Genomic DNA, 24,340 nt, shown 5'->3' with positions numbered 1-24,340 from the left:
CGGGATGACGGCAGGGCTGCGGGACGTCGAGGGGCTGCTGGCGCGGTGGAACCACCACACCAGCCCGGCGACCACCTCGACCGTGGTGGACGCGTTCGTGGCCCGGGCGGCGCGGACCCCGGACGCCCTGGCCCTGGTCGCCGGCGACACCCGGCTGACCTACCGCGAGCTGAGCGGCCGGGTCTACGCCCTGGCCCGGGACCTGCGGTCGCGCGGGATCGGCGCCGAGGACGTGGTGGGCATCGGCATGCCGCGCTCGGCCGAGATGGTCATCGCGGTGCTGGCCACGATGACCGCCGGGGCGGCGTTCGTGCCGGTGGACCCGGCCTGGCCCGCCCAGCGCCGGGAGCAGGTCCTCGCCGAGGCGCGGGCCGTGACGGTGCTGACCGCGCAGGACGTGCCGCGGCACGGCGCCGAGCCGCCGGCCGTCGCGGTCCTGCCGGGGCAGCTCGCGTACGTGATCTTCACCTCGGGGTCCACCGGCCGGCCCAAGGGCGCGATGATCCGGCACGAGGCGATCCACGAGCGGCTGCGCTGGCAGCGCGACGAGATCCTGCACTTCGGGCCGGGCGACGCCACCCTGTTCAAGGCGCCGCTGTCGTTCGACATCAGCGTCAACGAGATCCTGCTGCCGCTCGTCTCCGGCGGCTACGTGGTGGTCGCCGAGCCCGGCGCGGAACGCGACCCGCAGTACCTGCTCGACCTGATCGCCACCGAGGGTGTGACCTTCGTCTACCTGGTCAGCTCCATGCTGGACGTGCTGCTCCAGCTGGCCCGGGGCACGCACCTGCTGGACGGCCTGCGGCACGTCTGGTGCGGCGGCGAGGTGCTCACCCCCGAGCTGTTCGAGCGCTTCCGGTCCCAGCTCGCCACGACCCTCTACCACGGGTACGGGCCGGCCGAGGCGACCATCGGCGTCTCCCACGTGATCTACCGCGACTCCGCCGAGCGCATCGCCACCTCGATCGGGCGCCCCAACCCGCACACCCAGCTCTACGTCCTCGACGACGGGCTGCGTCCGGTCGGCCCCGGCGTCACCGGCGAGCTGTACGCGGCCGGCTTCCTCCTCGGCCGCGGCTACGTCCACGCCCCCGCGCTCACCGGCTCCCGCTTCGTGGCGAACCCGTTCGGCGCCCCGGGCGAGCGCATGTACCGCACCGGCGACCTGGCCCGCTGGACGCCCGACGGCAGCCTCGAATTCGTCGGCCGCGCCGACCACCAGGTCAAGATCCGTGGCATGCGGCTGGAACTCGAGGAGGTCGAGGCCGTCGTCGCCGGCCACCCCGCGGTTCGCCAGGCCGTCGTGACCGTCCACGACCGGCACCTGATCGGGTACGCCGTCCCGTCCGCCGAGACGTCCGGTGACGACCTGCGCGCCTGGTGCGCCGACCGGCTCCCGGAATACATGGTCCCGTCGGCGTTCGTGCTCCTCGACGCCGTCCCGCTGACCCCGAACGGCAAGGTCGACCGCCGCGCCCTGCCCGCGCCGGCACTGGGCCCCGCCCGGTCGCGTGAGCCGGTGACCGAGACCGAGGCGCGGCTCTGCGAGGTGTTCGCCGGCGTCCTCGGCCTCGACGCGGTCGGCGCGGAGGACGACTTCTTCGCGCTGGGCGGCGACAGCATCGTGGCCATCGACGCCGTACGGGCCGCCCGCCGCGCCGGCTTCGCGCTGCGCGCCCGGGACCTGTTCGCCCATCCCACCCCGGCCGCGCTCGCCCTGGTGGTGGGCGACGCCACCCCCGGGGCCGCCGCCGTGGAGGCGACCGGCGCGGTGCCGCCGACGCCGATCCTCGCCTGGCTCGACGAGGTCGGCGACGGCCTCGACGGCTTCTTCCAGGCCGTCACGCTGCCCGCGCCGGCGGGGGAGCTCGCGCCGCTGATCGACGGCCTGCTGGCGGCCCACGACGTGCTGCGCGCGCGGATCGACGGCGCCGTGCTCACCGTCCGTCCGGCCGGGACGCTGACCGCCGCCGACGTGCTGCGTACCGGCGAGGACCTGGCGGCCACCGTCTCCCGGCTGAGCACCGACCGGCTGGTGGCCTTCTCGCACCGGGACGGCGAGCTGATCGTGGCCCTGCACCACGTGATCGTGGACGGCGTCTCGCTGCGCGTGCTCGCCGAGGACCTGCGCGGCGGGCTGCCGATCGCGCCCGCGCCGACCTCGTTCCGGCAGTGGGCCGCCGCGCTGCGCGAGGCCGACTTCCGCGACGACCTGCCGTACTGGACCGCGGCGGCGGCCACGCCCGTGCGCACCCTGGGCCGGCGCCTCCCGGCGCCGGGGGACACGGTTGCCACCGAGGAGACCCTGACCGTCACCCTGCCCGCGGACGTCACCGAGCGGCTGCTGACCGCCGTGCCGGCCGCGATCCACGGCGGGGTCAACGACGCGCTCGTGGCGGCGCTCGCGCTGGCGGTCTCGCCGGACGGGCCGATGCTGCTGGAGCTGGAGGGGCACGGCCGCGAGGAGGACGCCGCGGACCTCGACCTGTCGCGGACCGTCGGCTGGTTCACCACGCTCTTCCCGGTCCCGCTGGACGTCACCGGGCTGCCGCTCGCCGCTGCCGTGAAGGCGGTCAAGGAGCAGCTGCGGGCCGTACCGCACCACGGCATCTCGTACGGCGTCCTGCGCTACCTCGCCGGCCATGCCGAGCTGGCCGTCCAGCCGCAGGTGCTGTTCAACTACCTGGGCCGCTTCGCCGAGGGCGAGGAGGTCGTCGAGCGCCGCGACCCGCGCATGCCGCTGCCCCGCGCACTCGAGGTCAACGCCGTCACGGCTGGTTCCTCGCTGTCCGCGGTGTTCAGCTGGCCGGGCCGGGTGCTCGCGCGCGACGAAGTGCGGGCGATCGCGGACCGCTGGGTGGAGCTGCTCACCGCCATCGCGGGCGATCCGGGCGTCGCCGGTCACACGCCGTCCGACTTCCCGCTCGTCCGGCTCCGGCAGTCCGACGTGGACGCGCTCGGCCCGGACGTGCGCGACGTGCTCCCGCTGACGCCGCTGCAGGCCGGGCTCTACTTCCACGCCGCGTACGCGCCCGGCGCCGACCCGTACGTGGTCCAGCAGCTGATCCACCTCGACGGCCCGCTGGACGCCGACCGCCTGCGCCGCGCCGCCACCGCCCTGTTCGAGCGCCACCCGAACCTGGCGGCCGCGTTCCGGGCGGCCGGCGACGGCGAGGTGGTCGCGGTCGTCGGCGCCCCGGTACGGGCGCCGTGGCGCTACGTGGTGGCCGGCGACGTGGACGCCGTCGCCGCCGCCGAACGCGCCGAGCCGTTCGACCTGTCCCGCCCGCCCGCCATGCGGTACGCCCTCGTCCGCCTCGCCGCCGACCGGCACGTCCTGGTGCAGACCGTGCACCACATCGTCGCGGACGGCTGGTCGGTGCCGCTGCTCCTCGGCGACCTCCTCGCCCTGCACGCCGGCCGGGCGCTGCCCCCGGCGCCGTCGTTCCGGGACTTCCTGGCCCGCCGCGGCGAGGGCGATGTCGAGGCGTACGCCCGCCTCCTCGACGGCGTCACCGAGCCGACCCTGCTGGCGCCCGGGGCCACCGGGCCCGCCGCGAGCCTCACCGCGACCGTCGACGGCGCGGCCGTGCGGGCGCTCGCCCAGCGCCACGGCGTGACGGTGAGCAACGTGATCGCCGCCGCGTGGGGGGTGCTCCTCGGCCGCGTCACCGGCCGCTCCGACGTGGTCTTCGGTTCCACGGTGTCCGGCCGCGGCGGCGACGTCCCCGGTGTCGAGGCTATCGCCGGCCTGCTCATCAACACCGTGCCCGCCCGGGTCCGCTGGACCGGCGCGGAGACCCTCGCCGATGTGCTCGCCCGCTTCGCCGCCGCCCAGCGCGAGGTGGTCGAGCACGAGCAGACCGCGCTGGCGGAGATCCAGCGCCGGACCGGCCTGCCCGAGCTCTTCGACACCCTCGTGGTGATCGAGAACTATCCGGCCCCGGACGCCCCGGCCGGCGACGGGCCGCGGATCACCGGCGTGGACGTCGTCGAGGCGCCGCACTACCCGGCCACCCTCATGGTCAAGCCCGGCGGCACCGTCACGGTGACCCTCACCCACCGCCTCGACCCGGCCGCCGCGGGCCGCCTGCTCGACCAGTACGTCCGCGTCCTCACCGCCGACCCGGGCACCCCGGTCGCCGCCCTGGAGCTGCTCCCCGAGGCCGATCGGGCCGCGGTGCTGGCGCTCGCCGGCGGCGGGGACCCGGCGGCGCTGCCGCTGGTGCCCGCGCTGATCGGCGCTGCCGACCCGGCGCGGACCGCGATCCGGGCCGGGGCCGGCGACCTCCCGTACGCCGCCCTGTGGCAGCGCTCGGGTGCCGTCGCGGCGACGCTGCACGCCGCCGGGGTCCGCCGCGGTGACGTCGTCGCCGTGGCCACCCGCCGCACGGCCGACCTGCCCGTGGCGCTGCTCGGCGTGCTGCGCGCCGGGGCCGCGTACCTGCCGGTGGACCCGGGCTATCCGGCCGCGCGGATCGAGTTCATGCTGGACGACGCCCGGCCCGTCTGCGTGCTGGTGGACGACGCGAGCAACCGCGCCCTGCCGCCGCACGACGTCCCGGTCGTCCGGATCCGCACCGCGCGCGGCGACGCGCCGGACGTGCCCGTCGGGCCGCTCGACGCCGCGTCGGTCGTCTACACCTCCGGCTCGACCGGGCGCCCCAAGGCGGTCGTCGGCACGCACGGCGCCCTCGCCAACCGCCTGGCCTGGGCCCGCGAGCGGTGGGACGGCGAGGTCCGGGTCGCGAAGAGCTCGATGAGCTTCATCGACGGCACCACCGAGCTGCTCGGCGGCCTCGTCGCGGGCGCCACGGTCGTCCTCGCCGACGACGCCACCGCCGCGGACGGCGCGCTGCTGGCCCGGCTCGTCGCCGGGTCCGGCGCCACCCAGCTGCTGGCCGTGCCGAGCCTGGCCGCCGCGCTGGCCGAGACCGCGCCCGAGCTCGTACGCGGGCTGCGCCGCTGGATCACCAGCGGCGAGGCACTGGACGCCGGCACGGTCGCCGCCCTCGCCGCCGCCTCCCCGGACGCCGTCCTGGTCAACTCCTACGGCGCATCGGAGAACACCGGGGACGTGCTCACCGGCACCGTCGTGCCCGGCGAGACCGTGACGCTGGGCCGGCCCGTGCCCGGCGTACGCGTGTATCTGCTCGATGCCGCCCTCGACCCGGTGGCGCCGGGCGCGGCCGGCGAGATCTACGTCGGCGGCGTGCAGCTGGCGCGCGGCTACCGCGGCCAGGGCGGCGCCACCGCGGCCCGGTTCGTCGCCGACCCGTTCACGCCCGGGGAGCGGCTCTACCGCACCGGCGACCTGGGCCGCTGGACGGACGGCCGGGTCGAGTTCCTGGGCCGCAACGACGACCAGGTCAAGGTGAACGGCCACCGGGTCGAGCCGGCCGAGGTCGAGGCGGCCCTGCTGCGCCGGCTCGGGGTCCGGGAGGCCGTCGCGGTCGCGCGCCGCTCGGCCCTGCACGGGTACGTGGTCGCCGAGCCGGGGGAGACCCTCGACCCGCAGGCCCTGCTCGCCACCCTGCGCGAGGAGCTGCCCGCGTACCTGGTGCCGGCGACGGTGACCGTGCTGGACGCCGTACCGCTGCTGCCGAACGGGAAGCGGGACCGGCGCGCCCTGCCCGACCCGGTCGTGACCACCGGCGAGCCGCCGCGGACCGCGCGGGAGGCGGAGGTCGTCGCGCGCTTCGCCGAGGTGCTCGGCGCCGGTGTGGGCGTGCACGACGACTTCTTCGCCCGCGGTGGCGACAGCATCAGCGCCATCCGGCTGGTCAACCTGCTCGCCCGCGACGGCCTCACGCTCTCCGTCCAGGACGTCTTCCGGATCCGTACGGCCGCGGCGATCGCCGCCACCGCGGACGGACCGGCGCCGGAGGTGACACCGGCCGCGCCCGACGAGGTGTGGGAGCTGTCGCCGCTGCAGGAGGGCGTGTACTTCCAGGCGACGTACGAGGACGGCGCGGCCACCTACATCGCGCAGAACGTGTTCGACTTCGACCGGCGGCTCGACGTACCCGCGCTGGAGCTGGCCTTCGCCGCCCTGCTGGACCGGCACCCCACGCTGCGGGCGTCCTTCGCCGGCGAGCCGCGTCCCCGGCAGATCATCGCCGCGTCGGTGCCGGCCGCGGTGACCGTCGTCGAGGGCGGCGACCCGGAGGCGATCGCCGCCGAGGACCGGGAGCGGCCGTTCGACCTGACCGCGCCGCCGCTGATCCGGCTCACCGTGGTGCGCAACCCGGACGGCACCGACCGCCTCCTGCTCACCTGCCACTTCCTGCTGTGGGACGGCTGGTCCCGCGAGCTCGTGCTGCGCGAGCTGTTCGCCCTGTACGACTCGCGCGGTGCCCGGGGCGCGCTGCCCATCGGCGGCCCCGGCTTCCCCGACTACCTCGCGTGGATCGCCGCCCAGGACCGGGACGCGTCGGCCGCCGCGTGGAAGGCCGCGCTGGGCGAACCCACCGTCGTCGTGCCGGAGGCGGCCGGCCGCGAGCCGATGCTCTCCGAGCGGATCCTGGCGGCGCTGCCGACCGCGGTCACCACCCGGCTGCACGAGCAGGCCCGCCGGGCCGGGGTCACCCTCAACTCGGTGCTGACCGTGGCGCTGGCCCTGGTGCTGGGGCATCGCACCGGGCGCGGCGACGTCACCTTCGGCACCACGGTCGCCGGCCGCCCGACCGCGCTGCCCGGCATCGAGAACGTCATCGGCCTGTTCCTCAACACCGTGCCCGCCCGGGTCGTCGCCACGCCCGCCGCGACCGTCGCCGACCTGGCCCGCCGGGCCCAGCGGGACCGGATCGACCTGGCGCCGCACGAGTATCTCGGCCTGGGCGACATCCAGCGGGCCACCGGCCACGACCAGCTCTTCGACACCCTGTACGTGCTGCAGAACTTCCTCGCCGACAGCACCTTCGACGACCTCGAGGCCGCGCAGGGCATCGTGAACGTCGAGTACACCGACACCACGCACTACCCGCTGACCTGGGTGCTGACCCCGGGCGCGAACCTGCGGGTCAAGCTCGAGTACCGCCCCGACGTGGTCACCGGGGCCGCGGCGAGGTCGATGGTCGACCAGCTCGTGGGCGTGCTGCGGGCGCTCGCGGACGGCCTGGACGTGCCGGCCGGCGCGGTGCCCCTGGCGTCGGAACGGGCGCTCGCCGGGCGGACGACCGCGATCCCGGAGACGACCGTCGCCGGCATGCTGGCCGATCAGGCGGCGCGGACCCCGGACCTGACCGCGCTGGTCTTCGGCGAGCAGCGGCTGACCTACGCCGAGCTGGACGCGCGGATCGACGCGGTGGCCCGCGGGCTGATCGCGCGCGGTGCCGGGCCGGAGCGGATCGTGGCGCTGGCGCTGCCGCGGGGCATCGACATGGTGGTGGCGTTGTTCGCGGTGTTGCGGGCGGGGGCGGCGTACCTGCCGTTGGATCTGGACCTGCCGGCGGAGCGGCGCCGGGCGATGATCGACGACGCGGCGCCGCTGCTGGTGCTGACCTCGCTCGACGGTGTGCCGGTCGACGGCGGGCCGGTGCGCGCGGCGGTGCACCCGGACCACCCGGCGTACGTCATCTACACCTCCGGGTCCACGGGCCGGCCGAAGGGGGTCGTGACGCCGTACCGGGGGCTGACGAACATGCAGCTCAACCACCGGGCGGAGATCTTCGGCCCGACCGTGGCGCGGGCCCGGGCGGCCGGCGTCGAGCGGCTGCGGATCGCGCACACGGTCAGCTTCTCCTTCGACATGTCGTGGGAGGAACTGCTGTGGCTGGTCGAGGGCCACGAGGTGCACGTCTGCGACGAGGAGCTGCGGCGGGACGCCACGGCGCTGGTCGCGTACTGCCGCGCGCACGGCGTCGGCGTGGTCAACGTGACGCCGACGTACGCGCACCACCTCATCGACGAGGGCCTGCTGGACGGGCATCAGATGTGGCTGGTGCTGCTCGGCGGCGAGGCCGTCACCGACGCCGTGTGGTCGCGGCTCGGCAGCCCGCCGATCGGTTACAACCTCTACGGCCCGACCGAATACACGATCAACACCCTGGGCGCCGGTACGGCGGACAGCCCCACCCCCACGGTCGGCCGTCCCATCTTCAACACCACCGGGTACGTCCTCGACGCCTGGCTGCGCCCGGTGCCCCCGGGCGTCGCCGGCGAGCTCTACATCACGGGCGCCGGACTGGCCCGCGGCTACCTCGGCAGTCCCGCGCTGACCGCGTCGCGCTTCGTCGCGGGCCCGGACGGCACCCGCCTCTACCGCACCGGTGACCTGGTCCGGGAGCGGCCGGACGGCAACCTGGACTTCCTGGGCCGCAGTGACGATCAGGTGAAGATCCGGGGCTACCGCATCGAACTGGGCGAGGTGGAGTCCGCGGTCGCCGCGGTGCCGGGCGTCCGTCAGGCGGCGGTCCTTGCCCGCGACGGCAAGCTGCATGCCTACCTGGTCGGCGACGCCACGCCCGCCGAGGTCCGTGCGGCCCTCGCCGAGCGGTTGCCGTCGTACATGGTCCCGTCGCTGTACGCGGTCGTGGACGCGCTGCCGCTGACCGTCAACGGCAAGCTCGACGTGCGGGCGCTGCCCGAGGCCACCCCGATCCTGTCGGTCACCCGGGGCCCGCGCGACGAGCGGGAACGGGCGCTGGCCGGCATCTACGCCGACGTGCTCGGGCTGCCGGGGGTGGGCATCGACGACGACTTCTTCGCGATCGGCGGGGACAGCATCTCCTCCATCGCGGTCGCCGGGCGGGCGCGCAAGGCGGGGATGCCGATGACGCCGCGCGACGTGTTCCGTCGCCGCACCGTCCAGGCCCTGGCCGCCGCCCTGCCCGCCGCGGCCGCGGAGACCGTGGCCGACGACGGCCTGGGCGACGTCGCGCTGACGCCGATGCTGGCCGAGACGGTGAAGTCGGCGACGCCGCTGGACCACTTCTACCAGTCCATGGCCTGGCATACGCCGGCCGCGCTCACCCGCGCCCGCCTCGAGGACCTCCTCCAGGCCGTCGTCGACCGCCACGACCTGCTGCGGGCCACCTTCGACGGCACCCTGCACGTCCCCGCCCCCGGCCTGCGCGCCGCCACGCTGCTCACCGAGGGACCGCTCGACGAGGCCGCCGAGGTGGCCCGCCTCGACCCGGCGAACGGCGTGATGCTGCGCGCCGCCTGGGACGGGCGCACCCTGCTGCTCGTCGTCCACCACCTGGTCATCGACGGTGTCTCGTGGCGGATCCTCGCCGAGGACCTGCGCCGGGCCTGGCGCGGCGAGGAGCTCGCACCGGTCGGTGCCTCGTTCCGAACGTTCGCCGCCTCCCAGCCGTCCTACCCGGACCAGGAGGAGTTCTGGCGCCGTACGCTCGCCGGGCCGCGAGCGCCGCTCGGTGACCGCCCGGCCGATCCCGCGGCCGACACGGCGGCGACGGTCCGCTCGGTGACCGTGACTCTGCCCGCCGAGGTCACCGTCCCGCTGCTCACCACCGTGCCCGCGAGCTTCTTCGGCGGCGTGAACGACGTGCTGCTGACCGGCCTCGCGGTCGCCGTGAACCGGTGGCGCGGCACGGACGGGCCGGTGCTGGTCAGCCTGGAGGGCCACGGCCGCACCGGCGAGCTGGACCTGTCCCGTACGGTCGGCTGGTTCACCGCGATCCACCCGGTCCGGCTCGAGCCCGGCACGACCACCGACCTGGCCGCCGCGACGCGGGCGGTCAAGGAGCAGCTGCGGGCCGTGCCCACCGACGGGCTCGGCTACGGCTCGCTGCGCTGGCTGCACGACCGCGACCTCGGCCCGGCCCCGGAGATCCTCTTCAACTACCTGGGCCGGTTCGGCGGCGCCGACGGCGGGGAGTGGGCGCAGGCGGCGCCGCTGCGGGAGGGCGTCGATCCGGCGAACCCGGCGATGCCGCTGGAGATCAACGCGCACGTCACCGGCGACACGTTCGAGGCGACCCTGTCGTGGCCGGCCGGGTTGTTCGCCGAGGAGCGCGTCATCGCGCTGGCCGAGCGGTGGACGGCCGTCCTGCGCGAGCTGGCGACCGTGGACCTGGGCGGGCACACGCCGTCGGACTTCCCGCTGGTCCGGCTCACCCAGGACGACGTGGACGCCTTCGCCGGCGCGGCGGACGTGCTGCCGCTGCTGCCGCTGCAGGAGGGCATGTACTTCCACGCCGTCACGTCCGAGGTGGACACGTACGCGGTCCAGCAGATCGCCGAGCTGACCGGCGAGGTCGACCCGGCCCGGCTGCGCGCCGCGGTCGAGGCGGCCGTACGCCGCCACGAGGCCCTGCGCGCCTCCTTCCGGGAACTGCGCGACGGCCGCATCGTCCAGGTGATCGCCGCCGACGTGCGGGTGCCGTGGCGCGAGGCCGACCTGACCGGTACGCCGGAACGGCTCGGCGAGGTCGCGGCGGAGGAGCTGGCCCAGCCGTTCGACCTGGCGCAGCCGCCCGTGCTGCGCCACGCGCTGGTGTCCCTGAGCGCCACCGAGCACCGGCTGATCGAGACGATGCACCACATCCTCGCCGACGGGTGGTCGTACCCGCTGGTCTTCTCCGACGTCGTGGCCGCGTACCACGGGCGGGAGCTGGACCCGCCGGTGACGACGTTCCGCGATCACGTCGAGTCGGTGGTGACCCGGGATCGCGAGGCGGCCCGCGCCGCGTGGCGTGCTGCCCTGGACGGCGTGGCGCCCACGGCGCTGTACCCGGAGGTCACGGCGGTGTCGGAGCACGGCAGCGCGTTCGCCCACGTCGACCGGGCCGGCGAGCTCGCGGACGTGGCGCGGGCGTACGGGATCACCGTCAGCACCCTGATCCACGGCGCCTGGGGGCTGCTGCTGGGCCGGCTGCTCGGCCGCGACTCGGTGGTGTTCGGCTCGACCGTCTCGGGCCGCGGCGGCGAGCTGCCCGGCGTGGAGTCGATCGTCGGGCTGCTCATCAACACCGTGCCCGTCCCGATGGCGTGGCGCCCGGACGAGCCGGCCGGCGACGTGCTGCGGCGCCTCCAGGAGCAGCAGACCGACGTGCTGGACGTGCAGCAGGTCGGGCTGGCCGAGCTGAACCGGCTGGCCGGCGTGCGGGAGCTGTTCGACTCCATGGTCGTGGTGGAGAACTTCCCGCCGGTCGACGGCGGCGACGCGCGCGGCCTCGGCGTGCGCGGCTTCACCGGTACGGACTCACCCCACTACCCGGTCTCCCTGGTCGCGTTCCCGGGCGACCGCCTCACCCTCGAGATCAAGTACGACGCGGCGATCGGCGCACCGGCCGCCCGTCGCCTCGTGGAGCAGGTGGCCTCGCTCGTGAACCAGCTCATCGACGGCCTCGACCGCCCGGTGTCCGCCCTCTCCCTGGGCGCCGTCGCCGTCTCCCCGGCGGCGGAGCTGACCTCCGGCGGCACCCTGGACCTCTGCCTGGAGCACCCGGACGCCATCGCGGTCGGCACGCTCACCTACGCCGGCCTGGAGGCACGCGCGAACCGCCTCGCCCACGAACTGATCGCCCGCGGCGTGTGCCCCGAGTCGCGGGTGGCGGTCAGCCTGCCCCGGTCCGAGGAGCTGATCGTCGCGCTGCTCGCGGTGGTCAAGGCCGGCGGTTGCTACGTGCCGGTGGACACCGCGGCCCCGGCGGCCCGGCAGCGGTACATCCTCGACGACGCCCGGCCGGTCTGCGTGATCGGCGAGGGCGGCATCGACGTGGCCGCGCCCGGCCGGCCCGAGACCCGGCCCGCGGTGGCGCTGAGCCCGGACAACGCGGCGTACGTCATCTACACCTCGGGCTCCACCGGCCGGCCCAAGGGCGTCGTCGTGACCCACCGCGACGTCCGCGCCCTGTTCGCCGCCGCCGAACGGCACTTCTCCTTCGGGCCGGACGACGTGTGGACGATGTTCCACTCGTACGCGTTCGACTTCTCGGTCTGGGAGCTCTGGGGCCCGCTGCTGCACGGCGGCCGGCTCGTGCTCGTGCCGCACGACGTCGCCCGCGACCCGCGGCGCTTCCGGGCGCTGCTGCGCGACGAGCGGGTGACCGTCCTCAACCAGACGCCGTCGGCGTTCTACCCACTGATCGAGGCGGACGCGGAGGAGCCGGACCGGCTGCCGCTGCGCTACGTCGTCTTCGGCGGCGAGGCCCTGGACCTGTCCCGCCTCGGCCCCTGGTTCGACCGCAACCCGGCGCCGCGCCTGGTCAACATGTACGGCATCACCGAGACCACGGTCCACGTGTCCTTCCGCGCGCTGGACCCGGCGGACGTCGGCCGGCCCAGCGTCATCGGCGTCGCGCTGCCCAGCCTGGCCGTGTACGTGCTCGACGCGTACCTGCAGCCGGTGCCCGAGGGCGTGACCGGCGAGCTGTACGTGGCCGGCGAGCAACTCGCCCGCGGCTACCTGGACCGCCCCGCCCTGACCGCGTCCCGGTTCGTGGCCAACCCGTACGGCCCCGGCCGCCTCTACCGCTCCGGCGACCTGGCCCGCTGGGAGGACGGCGAACTCGTCTACCTGGGCCGCTCCGACCATCAGGTGAAGGTGCGCGGCTACCGCATCGAGCCCGGCGAGATCGAGGCGGCGCTGCTGGGCCTGCCCGGCATCGCCAACGCGGCGGTGATCGTGCGCGGGGGGCGGCTGGTGGCGTACCTGGTCGCGCGGGCGGGCAGCCGTCCGGACGTGGACGCGATCCGCGCGCACCTCGCCTCGGTGCTGCCGGACTACATGGTGCCCGCCGCGTTCGTCACGCTGGACGCGTTGCCGCTGACCGTCAACGGCAAGCTCGACCGCGAGGCGCTGCCCGCGCCGGCCCGTACGGTCGCCGCCCCGGCCGTGGCCACCGGCGAGAGCGCCGCGGTCACCACCGTGCGGAGCCTGTTCGCGGAGGTTCTCGGCCTCGACAGCGTGCCGGCCGACGGCGACTTCTTCGCGCTGGGCGGGGACAGCATCGTCGCCATCCAGCTCGTCAACCGCGCCAAGCGCAGCGGAGTCAGGCTGTCCCCGCGGGACGTGTTCCTCAAGCGCACCCCGGCCGCGCTGGCCGGCACGGCTCCCGCCGAGGCGCCGGCGCCTGCGCCGACGGGCGACGGCGTCGGCGAGGTGGCGTTGCTGCCGATCGTGCACCGGCTGGCCGAGCTGGGCGGCGGCATCAACCGGCTGCACCAGGCGGACCTGCTGCGCGTCCCGGCGGACGCGACCGCGGACCGGCTGCGGGCCGCGCTGGACACGCTGGTCGCCCACCACGACGCGCTGCGGCTCACGCTGAGCCGCCCGGCGCCGATGCTGTGGGCCCAGGAGGTCCGCGCCACCGGCTCGGCCGTGCTGACCACAGTGGACGGAACGGATCCGGGGCTGATCCGGCGCGAGGCCGAGGCGGCGGTGGCCCGGCTCGACCCCGACGCCGGGCGCGTGCTCGAGGCCGTCTACTTCGCCGGCCGGCACCGCCTGCTGCTGGTCGCCCATCACCTCGTCGTCGACGGCGTCTCGTGGCACATCCTCGTCGACGATCTGCGGCGGGCGTACGAGGGCGCGGCGCTCGATCCGGTGGGCACGTCGCTGCGGTCGTTCGCCCGTACGCTGACGGAACAGGCCGGCACCGCCGCCCGGATGGCCGAATTCCCGCACTGGCAGCGCACCCTCGCGCCCGGCGCCGAGCTGGTGCCCGGCGCGGTGACCTTCGGGCTCACCGTGGGGCAGACCCGCGACCACGAGGTGCGCATCCCGGTCGACCCGTCGATGCTCACCGGCGACGTCACCGCCACGCTGCTGCGGACGCTGCACGCGGCGGTGAACCGCTGGCGTGGCACCGGCGACGACCTGCTCGTGGACCTGGAACGGCACGGCCGGGAGCCGGTGGGCGACGCGGACCTGTCCCGCACGGTCGGCTGGTTCACCTCGATCGCCCCGGTACGGCTGCCGGAGCTGCCCGAGGGCGACGGGCTGGGCTACGGCCTGCTGCGCTACGTCAACCCGCGCAGCGCGGCGGCCCTGGCCCGGCTCGGCACGCCGCAGGTGCTCCTCAACTACCTGGGCCGGTTCACCGACGACGACGCGGACTGGTCGCCGGCCGGCGAGGACGTCCGGGTCCGGCCCGACGACGACCTCGGCACGCCGTACCTGCTGGAGATCAACGTCGCGGCCCGGGGCGCCGAGCTGCACGCCGTGCTGACGTACGCCGACGAGGGCCTCGGCCGGGACGCGGCGGCGGCGATCGCGGACGCGTGGGCCGCCGAGCTGGCTCCCGCCGCCGAGCGGGAGTGGCCGCTGTCGCCGCTCCAGGAGGGGCTGTTCTTCCAGGCGAAGCTCGCCGGCGACGCGGACGTCTACATCGCGCAGAACGCGTTCGACGTCGACCACCGCCTCGACGTGCCGGCCCTGGAACGCGCCTTCGCGGCCGTGCTCGCCGCCAACCCGGCCGCCCGGCTCGCGTTCACCGACGAGGGGCGCGAGAAGCCGGTCGCGCTGCTGCTTGCCGAGGTGCCGGTCACCGTCGAGGTGGTCGAGAACCCCGGCGACCTCGACGCGGTCCTGGCCGCCGACCGGTCGCGCCCGTTCGACCTGGGCGCGCCGCCGCTGGCCCGGCTCACCGTGATCCGGCTGCCGGGGGGACGCGACCGGCTGCTGTTCACGTACCACCTGCTGCTGTGGGACGGGTGGTCGCGGGAGCTGGTGCTGCGGGACCTGTTCGGCGCGTACGCGGGCCGGCCCGTACCGCGCAAGAGCGCGAGCTTCACCGACTACCTGGACTGGATCGCCCGGCAGGACCTCGACGCGTCCCTGACGGCGTGGTCGGCGGCCCTGGCCGGCGCCGAGCCGACGATCCTGTACCCGGCCGCCGCCGGCACCCGGCCCGTGCTGGCCCGGAGCCTGGCGCTGCACCTGACGCCGGAGCAGACGGCCCGCCTCACCGAGCAGGCGCGGGCCGCCGGGGTGACCCTCAACGCCGTGCTCAGCACCGCGCTCGGCATCGTGCTGGCCCACGCGGCCGGCCGCCCCGAGGCGGTCTTCGGCACCACCGTGGCCGGGCGCCCCACCGAGCTGGACGGCATCGAGGAGGTCGTCGGCGTCTTCCTCAACACCGTGCCGCAGCGCGTCACCCTCGGCGCGGCCGAACCGGTGAGCGAGGTGCTGCGGCGCGTCCAGGCCGAGCGGATCGAGCTGATGCCGCACGAGTACGCCGGCCTGGGCGACATCCAGCGGGTGGCGGGACGCGGCCCGCTCTTCGACAGCCTGTACGTGCTGCAGAACTTCCTCGGCGACGACACGTTCACCGACCTGGAGACCGAGCACGGGATCGTGGGCGTGGAGGCGGTCGACGCCACCCACTACCCGCTGACCTGGGTCGCCACCCCCGGCCGCGCGCTGCGGGTGCGGCTGGAATACCGGCCCGATGTGGTGCCGGCCGCTCAGGCGCAGGCGCTGCTGGACCGGCTGCGCGCGGTGCTGACCGGCTTCGACGCCGCCGCTCCGGTCGCCTCGATCGCCCTGCCCGCGTCCCCGCCGCAGGCCGGCGTCGCCGCGGAGATCCCCAACCTGACCATCGCGGAGATGCTGGCCGAGCAGGCCGCCCGTACGCCCACCGCCGCGGCGCTGACCCACGACGGCACCACGATCAGCTACGCCGAGCTCGACGGCCGGGTCAGCGCCGTGGCCCGGGGGCTGCGCGCCCGCGGCGCCGGGCCGGAGCGGATCGTGGCGCTGGCGCTGCCGCGGGGCATCGACATGGTGGTGGCGTTGTTCGCGGTGTTGCGGGCGGGGGCGGCGTATCTGCCGTTGGATCTGGACCTGCCGGCGGAGCGGCGCCGGGCGATGATCGACGACGCGGCGCCGCTGCTGGTGCTCGACTCGCTCGCCGGGCTCTACCGGGAGGTCGGCGAGCCCTGGCTGACCGACTTCGCCCCGGGCACGCCCGGCCGCCTCGACCGCCCGGCGTACGTCATCTACACCTCCGGGTCGACGGGACGGCCGAAGGGGGTCGTGACGCCGTACCGGGGGCTGACGAACATGCAGCTCAACCACCGCGAGGCGATCTTCGGGCCGACGATCGAGGAGGCCGGCGGGCGGATCCTGACCATCGCGCACACGGTCAGCTTCTCCTTCGACATGTCGTGGGAGGAACTGCTCTGGCTGGTCGAGGGCCACCACGTGCACATCGCCGACGAGGAGCTGCGGCGGGACGGGAGGGCGCTGGTCGCGTACTGCGCCGCGCACCGCGTCGACGTCGTCAACCTCACGCCGACGTACGCGCAGGCCCTGCTCGACGAGGGCCTGCTCGGCGGCGACCACCGGCCGTGCCTGGTGCTGCTCGGCGGCGAAGCCGTCCCGGACAAGCTCTGGGCGACGCTGCGGGACACCGGCGGGGTGTCCGGCTACAACCTCTACGGCCCCACCGAATACACGATCAACACCCTGGGCGCGGGTACGGCCGACAGCGCCACCGCCACCGTGGGCCGTCCCATCTTCAACACCACCGGGTACGTGCTCGACACCTGGCTGCGTCCCGTGCCCGCGGGCGTGGTCGGCGAGCTCTACATCGCCGGCGCCGGGCTGGCCCGCGGCTACCTGCACCGGCCCGGCCTCACCGCCTCCCGCTTCGTCGCGGGCCCGGACGGCACGCGCCTCTACCGCACCGGTGACCTGGTGCGGGAGCGGCCGGACGGCAACCTCGACTTCCTCGGCCGCAGCGACGACCAGGTGAAGATCCGTGGCTACCGCATCGAGCTGGGTGAGGTGGAGTCCGCCGTCGCCGCGGTGCCCGGCGTACGCCAGGCCGCGGTTGTCGCGCGCGACGGCAAGCTGCACGCCTACCTGGTCGGTGACGCGTCGCCCGCCGAGGTGCGCGCGGCGCTGGCCGAGCGCCTGCCGTCCTACATGGTCCCGTCGCTGTACGCGGCCGTCGACGCCCTGCCGCTGACCGTCAACGGCAAGCTCGACGGCGCCGCCCTGCCCGCGGCCGCCCCCGTGGCGACGACGTCCCGGCCGCCGGCCGACGACCGCGAACGCCGCCTGTGCGAGCTGTTCGCCGAGGTGCTGGGCCTGCCGTCGTACGGGGTCGAGGACGACTTCTTCGACGCCGGCGGGCACTCCCTGTCCGCGATGCGGCTGCTCGGCCGGGTCCGGGCCGAACTCGGCGGGGACCTGTCGCTGCGGGCGCTCTTCGACGCGCGGACCCCGGAACGGCTGGCCCGGATCACCGCCGGACCCGCGCGGGCCGCCCTCGCCGCCCGCCCCCGCCCGGAGGTTCTGCCGCTCTCCCCGGCGCAGCAGCGGCTCTGGCTGCTCGACCGGCTCGACCCGGGATCGAGCGCCTACAACTACCCGCTGGTGGTCCGCCTTGCCGGCCGCCTCGACGTGCCGGGCCTCTCCCGGGCCCTGGCCGACGTGGTGGGCCGCCACGAGGTGCTGCGCACGCTGATCCGCGACGGCGCGCAGCACATCGCGCCGGCGCCGGAGACGATCCCGGTCGAGACCGGCACCCCGGTCGCCGAGCTGGTCGACCGCCCGTTCGACCTCGCCGCCGACCTGCCGATCCGCGCGGCCGTCATCGAGGAGGGGGAGACGACCGTCCTCGCCCTCGTGCTGCACCACATCGCGATGGACGAATGGTCGGACCGGCCGCTGCTGCGCGACCTGAGCATCGCGTACGCGGCCCGGACCGCGGGCGGCGAACCGGAATGGGAACCGCTGCCCGTCCAGTACGCCGACTACGTGCTGGCGCTCGCCCCGGCGCCCGGGGACTTCTGGCGGGAGGCGCTCGCCGGGCTGCCCGACGAGATCACGCTGCCGGCCGACGGTCCGCGTACGGTGGCGAAGCGTCCGGCCGGCACGGTGACCACGACGCTGCCCGCCGCCCTCACCGACCGGCTCCGGGAGGTCGCGCGGGCCGAGTCCGCGAGCCTGTTCATGGCGCTGCACGCCGCCCTCGCCACCCTGCTGTCCCGGCACGGCGCCGGCACCGACGTGCCGATCGGCAGCCCCACCTCCGGGCGCGGCGACGCGGCCCTCGACGACCTCGTCGGCTTCTTCGTCAACACCGTCGTGCTGCGCGCCGACCTCAGCGGCGACCCGACCTTCGCCGAGCTGCTGCGCCGGGTGCGCGCCGCCGACCTGGCCGCCTTCGAGCACGCCGACGTGCCGTTCCAGCAGGTCGTGGAGCTGGTCAACCCGCCGCGGGTGCCCGGCCGCAACCCGCTGTTCCAGGCGATGATCGGCTACTTCCACCGGCCCGCGGACGCCGGCCCGCTGCTCGGGCTGACCGTCCTGGACGCGCCCGAGGTCGCCGCCGACCCCAAGGTGGACCTCAACGTCACCTTCGTCGACGGCGGCCCGGACGGCCTCGAGGTCACCTGCGAGTACGACACCGGCCGCTTCCGCGCCGGCACCGCGGCCCGCCTGCTCGACCGGCTGACCGTGCTGCTGACCGCGTTCGCCGCCGACCCCGGCCTGCCGGTGACCCAGGCGCCGCTGCTGACCGCGGAGGACCGGGCCGCCCTCGCGCACCACACCCCGGGCGCCGCGACCGGCGACCCCTGGCACACCCTGCTGTCCCGCCACGACGGCGAGGCCCTGGTCGCGGACGGAACCCGGTACACGTACGCCGACCTCGACCGGGCCTCCGACGCGATGGCCGCCGCCCTGGCCGCGCGCGGCGCCGGCCCGGAGAGCATCGTGGGCATCCACCTGCCGCGCTCGGCCGACCTCGTCGTCGCCGTGCTCGCGGTGGCGAAGGCGGGGGCCGCCTACCTGCCCCTCGACCCGGCGTTCCCGGCCGCCCGCCGCGAGTTCATGATCGCCGACGCCCGCCCGGCGGTGATCATCGACGAGGCGTTCCTGGCCACCGTCGTCCCGGCCCCCGCACCGGCCGTCACCCGGCACCCCGGGCACGCGGCCTACGTCATCTACACGTCCGGCTCCACCGGCCGCCCCAAGGGCGTCGTCGTCACGAACGCGAACCTGGCGGCGTTCCTCGCGGCCGTCCCCCTCCCGCCCGGCGAACGCCTGCTCGCCGTCACCACCCTGTCGTTCGACATCTCCGTGCTCGAACTGATGGGCACGCTGCGCGCCGGCGGCACGATCGTGCTCGCCTCACCCGCCGAGGTCCGCGACCCGCACCTGCTGGCGCGGCTCGTCGCCCGCGAACGGATCACCGCGCTGCAGGCCACCCCCTCGCTCTGGGCGGCGCTGCTGGAATCCTCCGACGTGGACCTCACCGGGGTACGCGCCCTCGTCGGCGGCGAGGCCCTGCCCGGGTCCCTGGCCCGCGCCCTGCACGAGCGCACCGCGAGCGTCACCGACCTGTACGGCCCCACCGAGGTCACCGTCTGGGCCACGGCCGAACAGGTCGACGCCGGGTGGGACGCGACGATCGGGGTGCCCCTGCCCGGCACCTCCGCCCACGTGCTCGACGAGCGGCTGCAGCCCGTACCGCCCGGCGTGGCGGGGGAGCTGTACCTCGGCGGCGTCCAGGTCACCCGCGGCTACCTCGGCCGCGGCGCGCTCACCGGCTCCCGGTTCGTGGCGGCGCCCGGCGGGGACCGGCTCTACCGCACCGGCGACCTCGCCCGGTGGCGCGACGGCCGGCTCGAATACCTCGGCCGCACCGACCACCAGGTCAAGGTGCGCGGCTTCCGGATCGAACTCGGCGAGATCGAGGCGGTGGCGCTCACCCACCCCGAGGTGACCCGGGCCGTCGTCGTCGCGCGCGGGGACCGGCTGGTCGCGTACGTGACGACGACCGCGGCGTTCACTCCCGCCTCGCTCACCGGGCTCTTCGAGTCGGCGCTGCCCGGCTACATGATCCCGGCGGCCTGCCACGTCCTGGACGCCCTCCCGCTGACCCCCAACGGCAAGGTCGACCGCAACGCCCTGCCCGACGTCGCCGCCGCCCCCGGCACCCCGGCGGTCACGCCCCGCTCCCGCACCGAGGCCCTGGTCGCCCGGCTCGTCGCCGAGGTGCTCGGCGTCGCGGCGGTCGGCGTGGACGACGACTTCTTCGCCCTGGGCGGACACTCGCTGCTGCTGGTCCGGCTGGCGACGGCGCTGCGCCGCGAGTTCGGGGCGGAGATCCCGGTCGCCCGCCTCTTCACCGCCCCCACCGCCGCGGCCATCACCCGCCTGCTCACCGGCGACGCCCCGGCCGGGGACGCCCTCGCGCCGGTGCTGCCCCTCACCCCCGCCGGCGGCCCGCCGCTGTTCTGCCTCGCCCCGGCCGGCGGGCTCAGCTGGCAGTTCGCCGGACTCGCCCGGCAACTGCCGATGCCGCTGGTCGGCCTGCAATCGCCGCTGCTGTCCGGCGCCGACCTGCCGCCGACCCTGACCGAACTCGCCGCCCGGCACGCCGACGCGGTGCAGCAATACCAGCCGACCGGCCCGATCCGGCTCCTCGGCTGGTCCTTCGGCGGCGCCCTCGCCCTGTGCGTGGCCGCGGAACTGACTGCCCGCGGGCGTACCGTCGCCTTCACCGGAATGCTCGACGCGCGGCGCGACACCGGGTCGCCGTCCACGCTGGCCGGGCTGCTGACGGAGATGGGTTACGCCGTAGGGGAAACGGACCTGACCATGCCCGAAGCGGTCGCGTTCGTGCGGGCCGCGGGCGGCAGCGTGGCGACCCTCACCGAGGAGCAGATCGCCCGGATGCTGGAGAACTATCTGGCCTCCGACCGCCTGATGGCGTCCGCGGCGTACCCGGCGTACCCGGGAAAGGTCTTCTTCGTCGAGGCGACGGTGCCGGAACAGGGCTTCACCGGCCCGGCCGCCCCGGCCTGGCGTGACCGGGCCGCAGAGCTGGAGGTGCACGAGCTGGCGGTGACCCACTCGGCCCTGCTGGACCCGGCGACGCTGGAGAAACTGGGCCCGCTGCTAGCGAAAGCTCTCACCCTGGACCTGGATGGCAAGATCGTGGGGTAGGCAGCTGCTGGGCAGGCTAGAGCGGCAGCCGCCATTCGTGAGATGACCTCGGGTCCCGTGTGAGCGAGGACGGCCACCGCATGATCGTCTGTGCTTTGTGGACACAGCATCAGCGTGCTCCTGGCTATGCCAGCCGACACGGTCGGGCTTGATCAGCACTAGGTTCGCCGCTGGGCGTCCTGGCACTGGTCCACCACCCTCGCCCCGGCAGCCCTTGCCGTCCTCGCGATCTGCGCCGCCGACGCCCGACCGGCAGACCGTCCCGCTCAGACCGACATGATCGAACTGGCCGTCAACGAGATACGCCGCCGGATCAACGTCTCGCTGATCCGGCCAACCCACAGCATCGCCCACTGTTTGCGCTGGTCACTCCCCAAGCTGTTTGCTCATGCGCACGCCGACGAGCAGGTCGTGTCGTTCAGTTCCGACGACGGTGTAGTTCGCCGCCTCGTAGAGATCGATGGCGGGGCGCTGGTCGGGACCTGTGAGCAGGGTGGCGCGCCGGTAGCCGTGGCTGCGGGCGATCTCCTCGAGCCGAGCCAGCATGGCCTTGCCGTAGCCGCGGCCTTGGACGTGCGGAGCGACGCGCATCCGGGTGATCTCGCACGTTACCGGGTCGATCTCGCGCAGCGCACCCATGGCGACGACATCGGTGCCGAGCTGGCCGACGAGCAGGGTCCCGCGGCCGGTGAGGTAGGTGGCGTCGATGTCGTCGAGGTCGCCGGCGTAGACATCGGCGTCGGCGGGTACGCCGGCCGCGGCTAGCCCGTACGCGTTCAGAGCGGCCACTTGAGCGTGATCGACGTTGCGGTACTCGCGGATCACGAAGTCCTCGGTCATGGTCATCATGCTGGCCTACTGGGCGGGTCCGGCGCCGATGGCGAGGACCTCATGCAAGGCCCGGACTCTCGGGGTACTGCGCCGCGCAGCGGGAATGGCGTATGCCACGGCTTGGGCTCGCCGCCAGACGATGGCTGGCCGATGCACAGCGGGCAGCTGCTGCAGGACGGTAGCGGCGTAGTCAGCTCCTTGAACGATGTCGCCGTTGTGGACCATGCACAAGGCGCGGTCGAGGCGCACCAGGTTCGGATCAAGGTGTTCATCGGGTCCGAAGGCCGAGATTGCGTCGTCCTGGGCCTGCCAAGCGGCGCGGCTTTCGCCGAGCGTGGTCAGCGCGTGAGAGCGGTAGAAGTGCAACTGTCCAGCTGTGAACGCGTACGCCGTGTTGTCGGGCATCTGTTCGACGGCGCCGTAGAGGTCTTCGGCGTGGCGCAGTGCAGCGCGGGCGGTGTGCGCATCGGCCGTGGTTGCGGCAGCACGGGCCAGGATCGCCCATGCCATCGCGGTGATCGGCGCTCTGTGGTTCCGCGTCAGCAGTTCCGCTTCACGGGCTGCCATCATCGCGGCGTATGGATCACCCAGGTGCAGACTTGCAACGGCGCTACGGGAAGCGACCCAGGCGCGTAGCAGGGGGTCCCCGGCCTCGTCAGCGGCCAATCGGGCGGTGTGGACCCATTCGCGGGCGTGTCGGTACTGGGCAAGGTTGACCATGGTCATGGAGACAAGACCTGCGAGGCGAGCGGTGACGGCGCATAGGTCCCGGCGCTGGCCAGCGGGCAGCTTGCGGTCGGTGAGGATCTGCAGGTCATCAAGGTCGGCGAGGATGTTGTCGAGGAACACCGTGGCGGGCTGGGTCTTGTAGGTGCGACCGTACTGGGCCGCGACGGCTTCCTTGTGCGCCACGGTGCTGTCGGACAACGTGGAGCCCGAGAGGGCTTCGTCGACACGACGGCGGATCTGGTCGCCTCGGCTCGCCACGAGATGCGTGCCGTGACGTGCGACGTCCTGCGAGTCCGTGCCGGATACGAGGGAGCGGGACGAATCCAGGGCTGGCGGCCGGTGGCCGTCGGCGGCATCGCTGTAGTCGGCGGCGAACCCGAGGTCGACAGGGCCGGTGCCGTACACCCGGCATAACCCGTCGAGGTAGGCGCTCGACGGACGCTCTTCGCCGCGTTCCCACCGCGAAACCCGGGAAGCGACCAGCCTTTGTCCGACGCCTGCGACCGTGACCATCTGGTCAATCACCTGGGTCAGCGACCAGCCCCGGGGGAAGCGGTACGCGCGCAGGCGGCTGTGCCCGCAGTGCCCCGTGATCGCCTGGGCAAGTTCCCGCAGCGACCATCCCTGTTGCGGTGCCTGTGCCCGCAACCGGGCAGCGCAACGGGCGGCGTGTGGGTGATCCAGCCTGTCCGAAAACGTCACGCCTGCGAGCAAATCACGTCCACGTCCGGATGCCTATGGCGCTCTTGCGCACTGTGGCGCGGACGGTGCGCGTGCCGCACTTCACGCGCCACGTTGTGCCGATTACGCGGACTTTGCCGCGCACAGTGGCGCGTTGGGCGCCTTGCCGGGAACCGGACTTGCGGTGACGCTCGGTGCCCTGGTGCTCACGTCGTTCATTGCAGCTCCTCGCTCGCCGTACCTGCCGGACGGCGGTGCGGCGGGTGAGTCTCATCGGCGCGACGGACTCCCAGTCGTCCGTCAGCCGAAAGGAGAGCGGGACGAGGTGGCTGCCTTGCTCGACGGTATTTCCCCTTCTTCGCCGCGCGGCGGCGACTCGAAGAATTGAGGTGATCGGCGCGTGGCGTACTACCACGACCCTCGAGCTTTGCACCGTCATGACCCACGCTCGGCCGCCTACGACGAGTCCACGTCGGCCCGCAGCCCGGGGGCTCGGCATGCCGTGCCTGGTGACGCGGTCGGTTCGGCGGAGTCATACCCGGTGACGCTGCCGCACGGCGGCTTGCGGGGCCGAGGGTGGCCGTTGCTGGCCGACGACATGTTCCGGCTGGCGCACCGCGACAGCACAGGCACACCCTTGCTCGACCCGCACGTGGCGGGACTGGGCCTGGCGGCGGCATTGCTGGGCGAGTTGCTACTGACAGGGCACGTCAGCGTGCGAAGTGGGCTGGTCGTCGTCAGCGACAGGGCGGCGCCGTCGGATGTTCTGGCGCACACGGTGCTGGACCAGCTTCTCAGCGAGCGCGAGCAGCATCCGGTGCGGACCTGGTTGGCGTACCTGGGCCGCAGCGCTGTCGAGGAAGTCGCGGCGCGTATAGAGCGTGCCGGCCATCTCCGGGCCGAGGTCTCGCGGCGGATCTTCGCGCGCACCGTCCGGTATGTGCCCACCGATATGAACACCGCCGCGTGGCCGTGGGCGCGGCTGGCACGACTTCTGCGCCGAGGTGGTCCGCTGGACGACTTCGACACCCTGCTCGGTGGTCTGGTGGTCGCCGCGGACCTGCACCGCGTCGTGCTCATCGGCGAGGCCGACGCCTTCTTCACAGCCATGCGCCCTTTGCTAACAGCGGCGGCCGACCCAATCCGGGAGCTGATCACCCACACCCGCGCCGCTGCCGGTGACGCAGTGATCACCAAGACCTGACCCCTCACTCGCCGTTC

The 24,340-nt window shown here is 74.5% G+C and carries 4 protein-coding genes; 2 read left to right on the top strand and 2 right to left on the bottom strand.

The window, feature by feature from the left end:
* The first annotated feature begins 4 nt into the window (after positions 1–4).
* The gene (locus CLV70_RS26895) at positions 5–20,878 is read left to right on the top strand and encodes an amino acid adenylation domain-containing protein (RefSeq protein WP_106129383.1); all 20,874 of its coding nucleotides are present in this window, start codon (positions 5–7) and stop codon (positions 20,876–20,878) included.
* 366 nt (positions 20,879–21,244) lie between these two features.
* Here CLV70_RS26895 and CLV70_RS26890 read toward each other — a convergent pair whose 3' ends face one another.
* Both CLV70_RS26890 and CLV70_RS26885 read right to left on the bottom strand, forming a co-directional pair.
* Positions 21,245–21,718: a GNAT family N-acetyltransferase gene (locus tag CLV70_RS26890; protein WP_146164166.1), complete on the bottom strand. Its 474-nt coding sequence runs from the start codon at positions 21,716–21,718 to the stop codon at positions 21,245–21,247.
* 15 nt (positions 21,719–21,733) lie between these two features.
* Positions 21,734–23,140, bottom strand: coding sequence for a helix-turn-helix domain-containing protein (locus tag CLV70_RS26885; RefSeq protein ID WP_146164165.1), 1,407 nt, complete (start codon positions 23,138–23,140; stop codon positions 21,734–21,736).
* A 562-nt stretch (positions 23,141–23,702) separates the two neighbouring features.
* On the opposite strand from CLV70_RS26885, the gene CLV70_RS26880 reads away from it, so the two are divergent.
* The gene (locus CLV70_RS26880) at positions 23,703–24,323 is read left to right on the top strand and encodes a GOLPH3/VPS74 family protein (RefSeq protein ID WP_342750415.1); all 621 of its coding nucleotides are present in this window, start codon (positions 23,703–23,705) and stop codon (positions 24,321–24,323) included.
* Positions 24,324–24,340 lie beyond the last annotated feature (17 nt).

This window comes from Pseudosporangium ferrugineum (assembly GCF_003002065.1).
GTDB classification, from domain to species: domain Bacteria; phylum Actinomycetota; class Actinomycetes; order Mycobacteriales; family Micromonosporaceae; genus Actinoplanes; species Actinoplanes ferrugineus_A.
The sequence above is the reverse complement of the archived record's forward strand: the minus strand, read 5'-3'. Positions and strand labels throughout refer to the sequence as shown.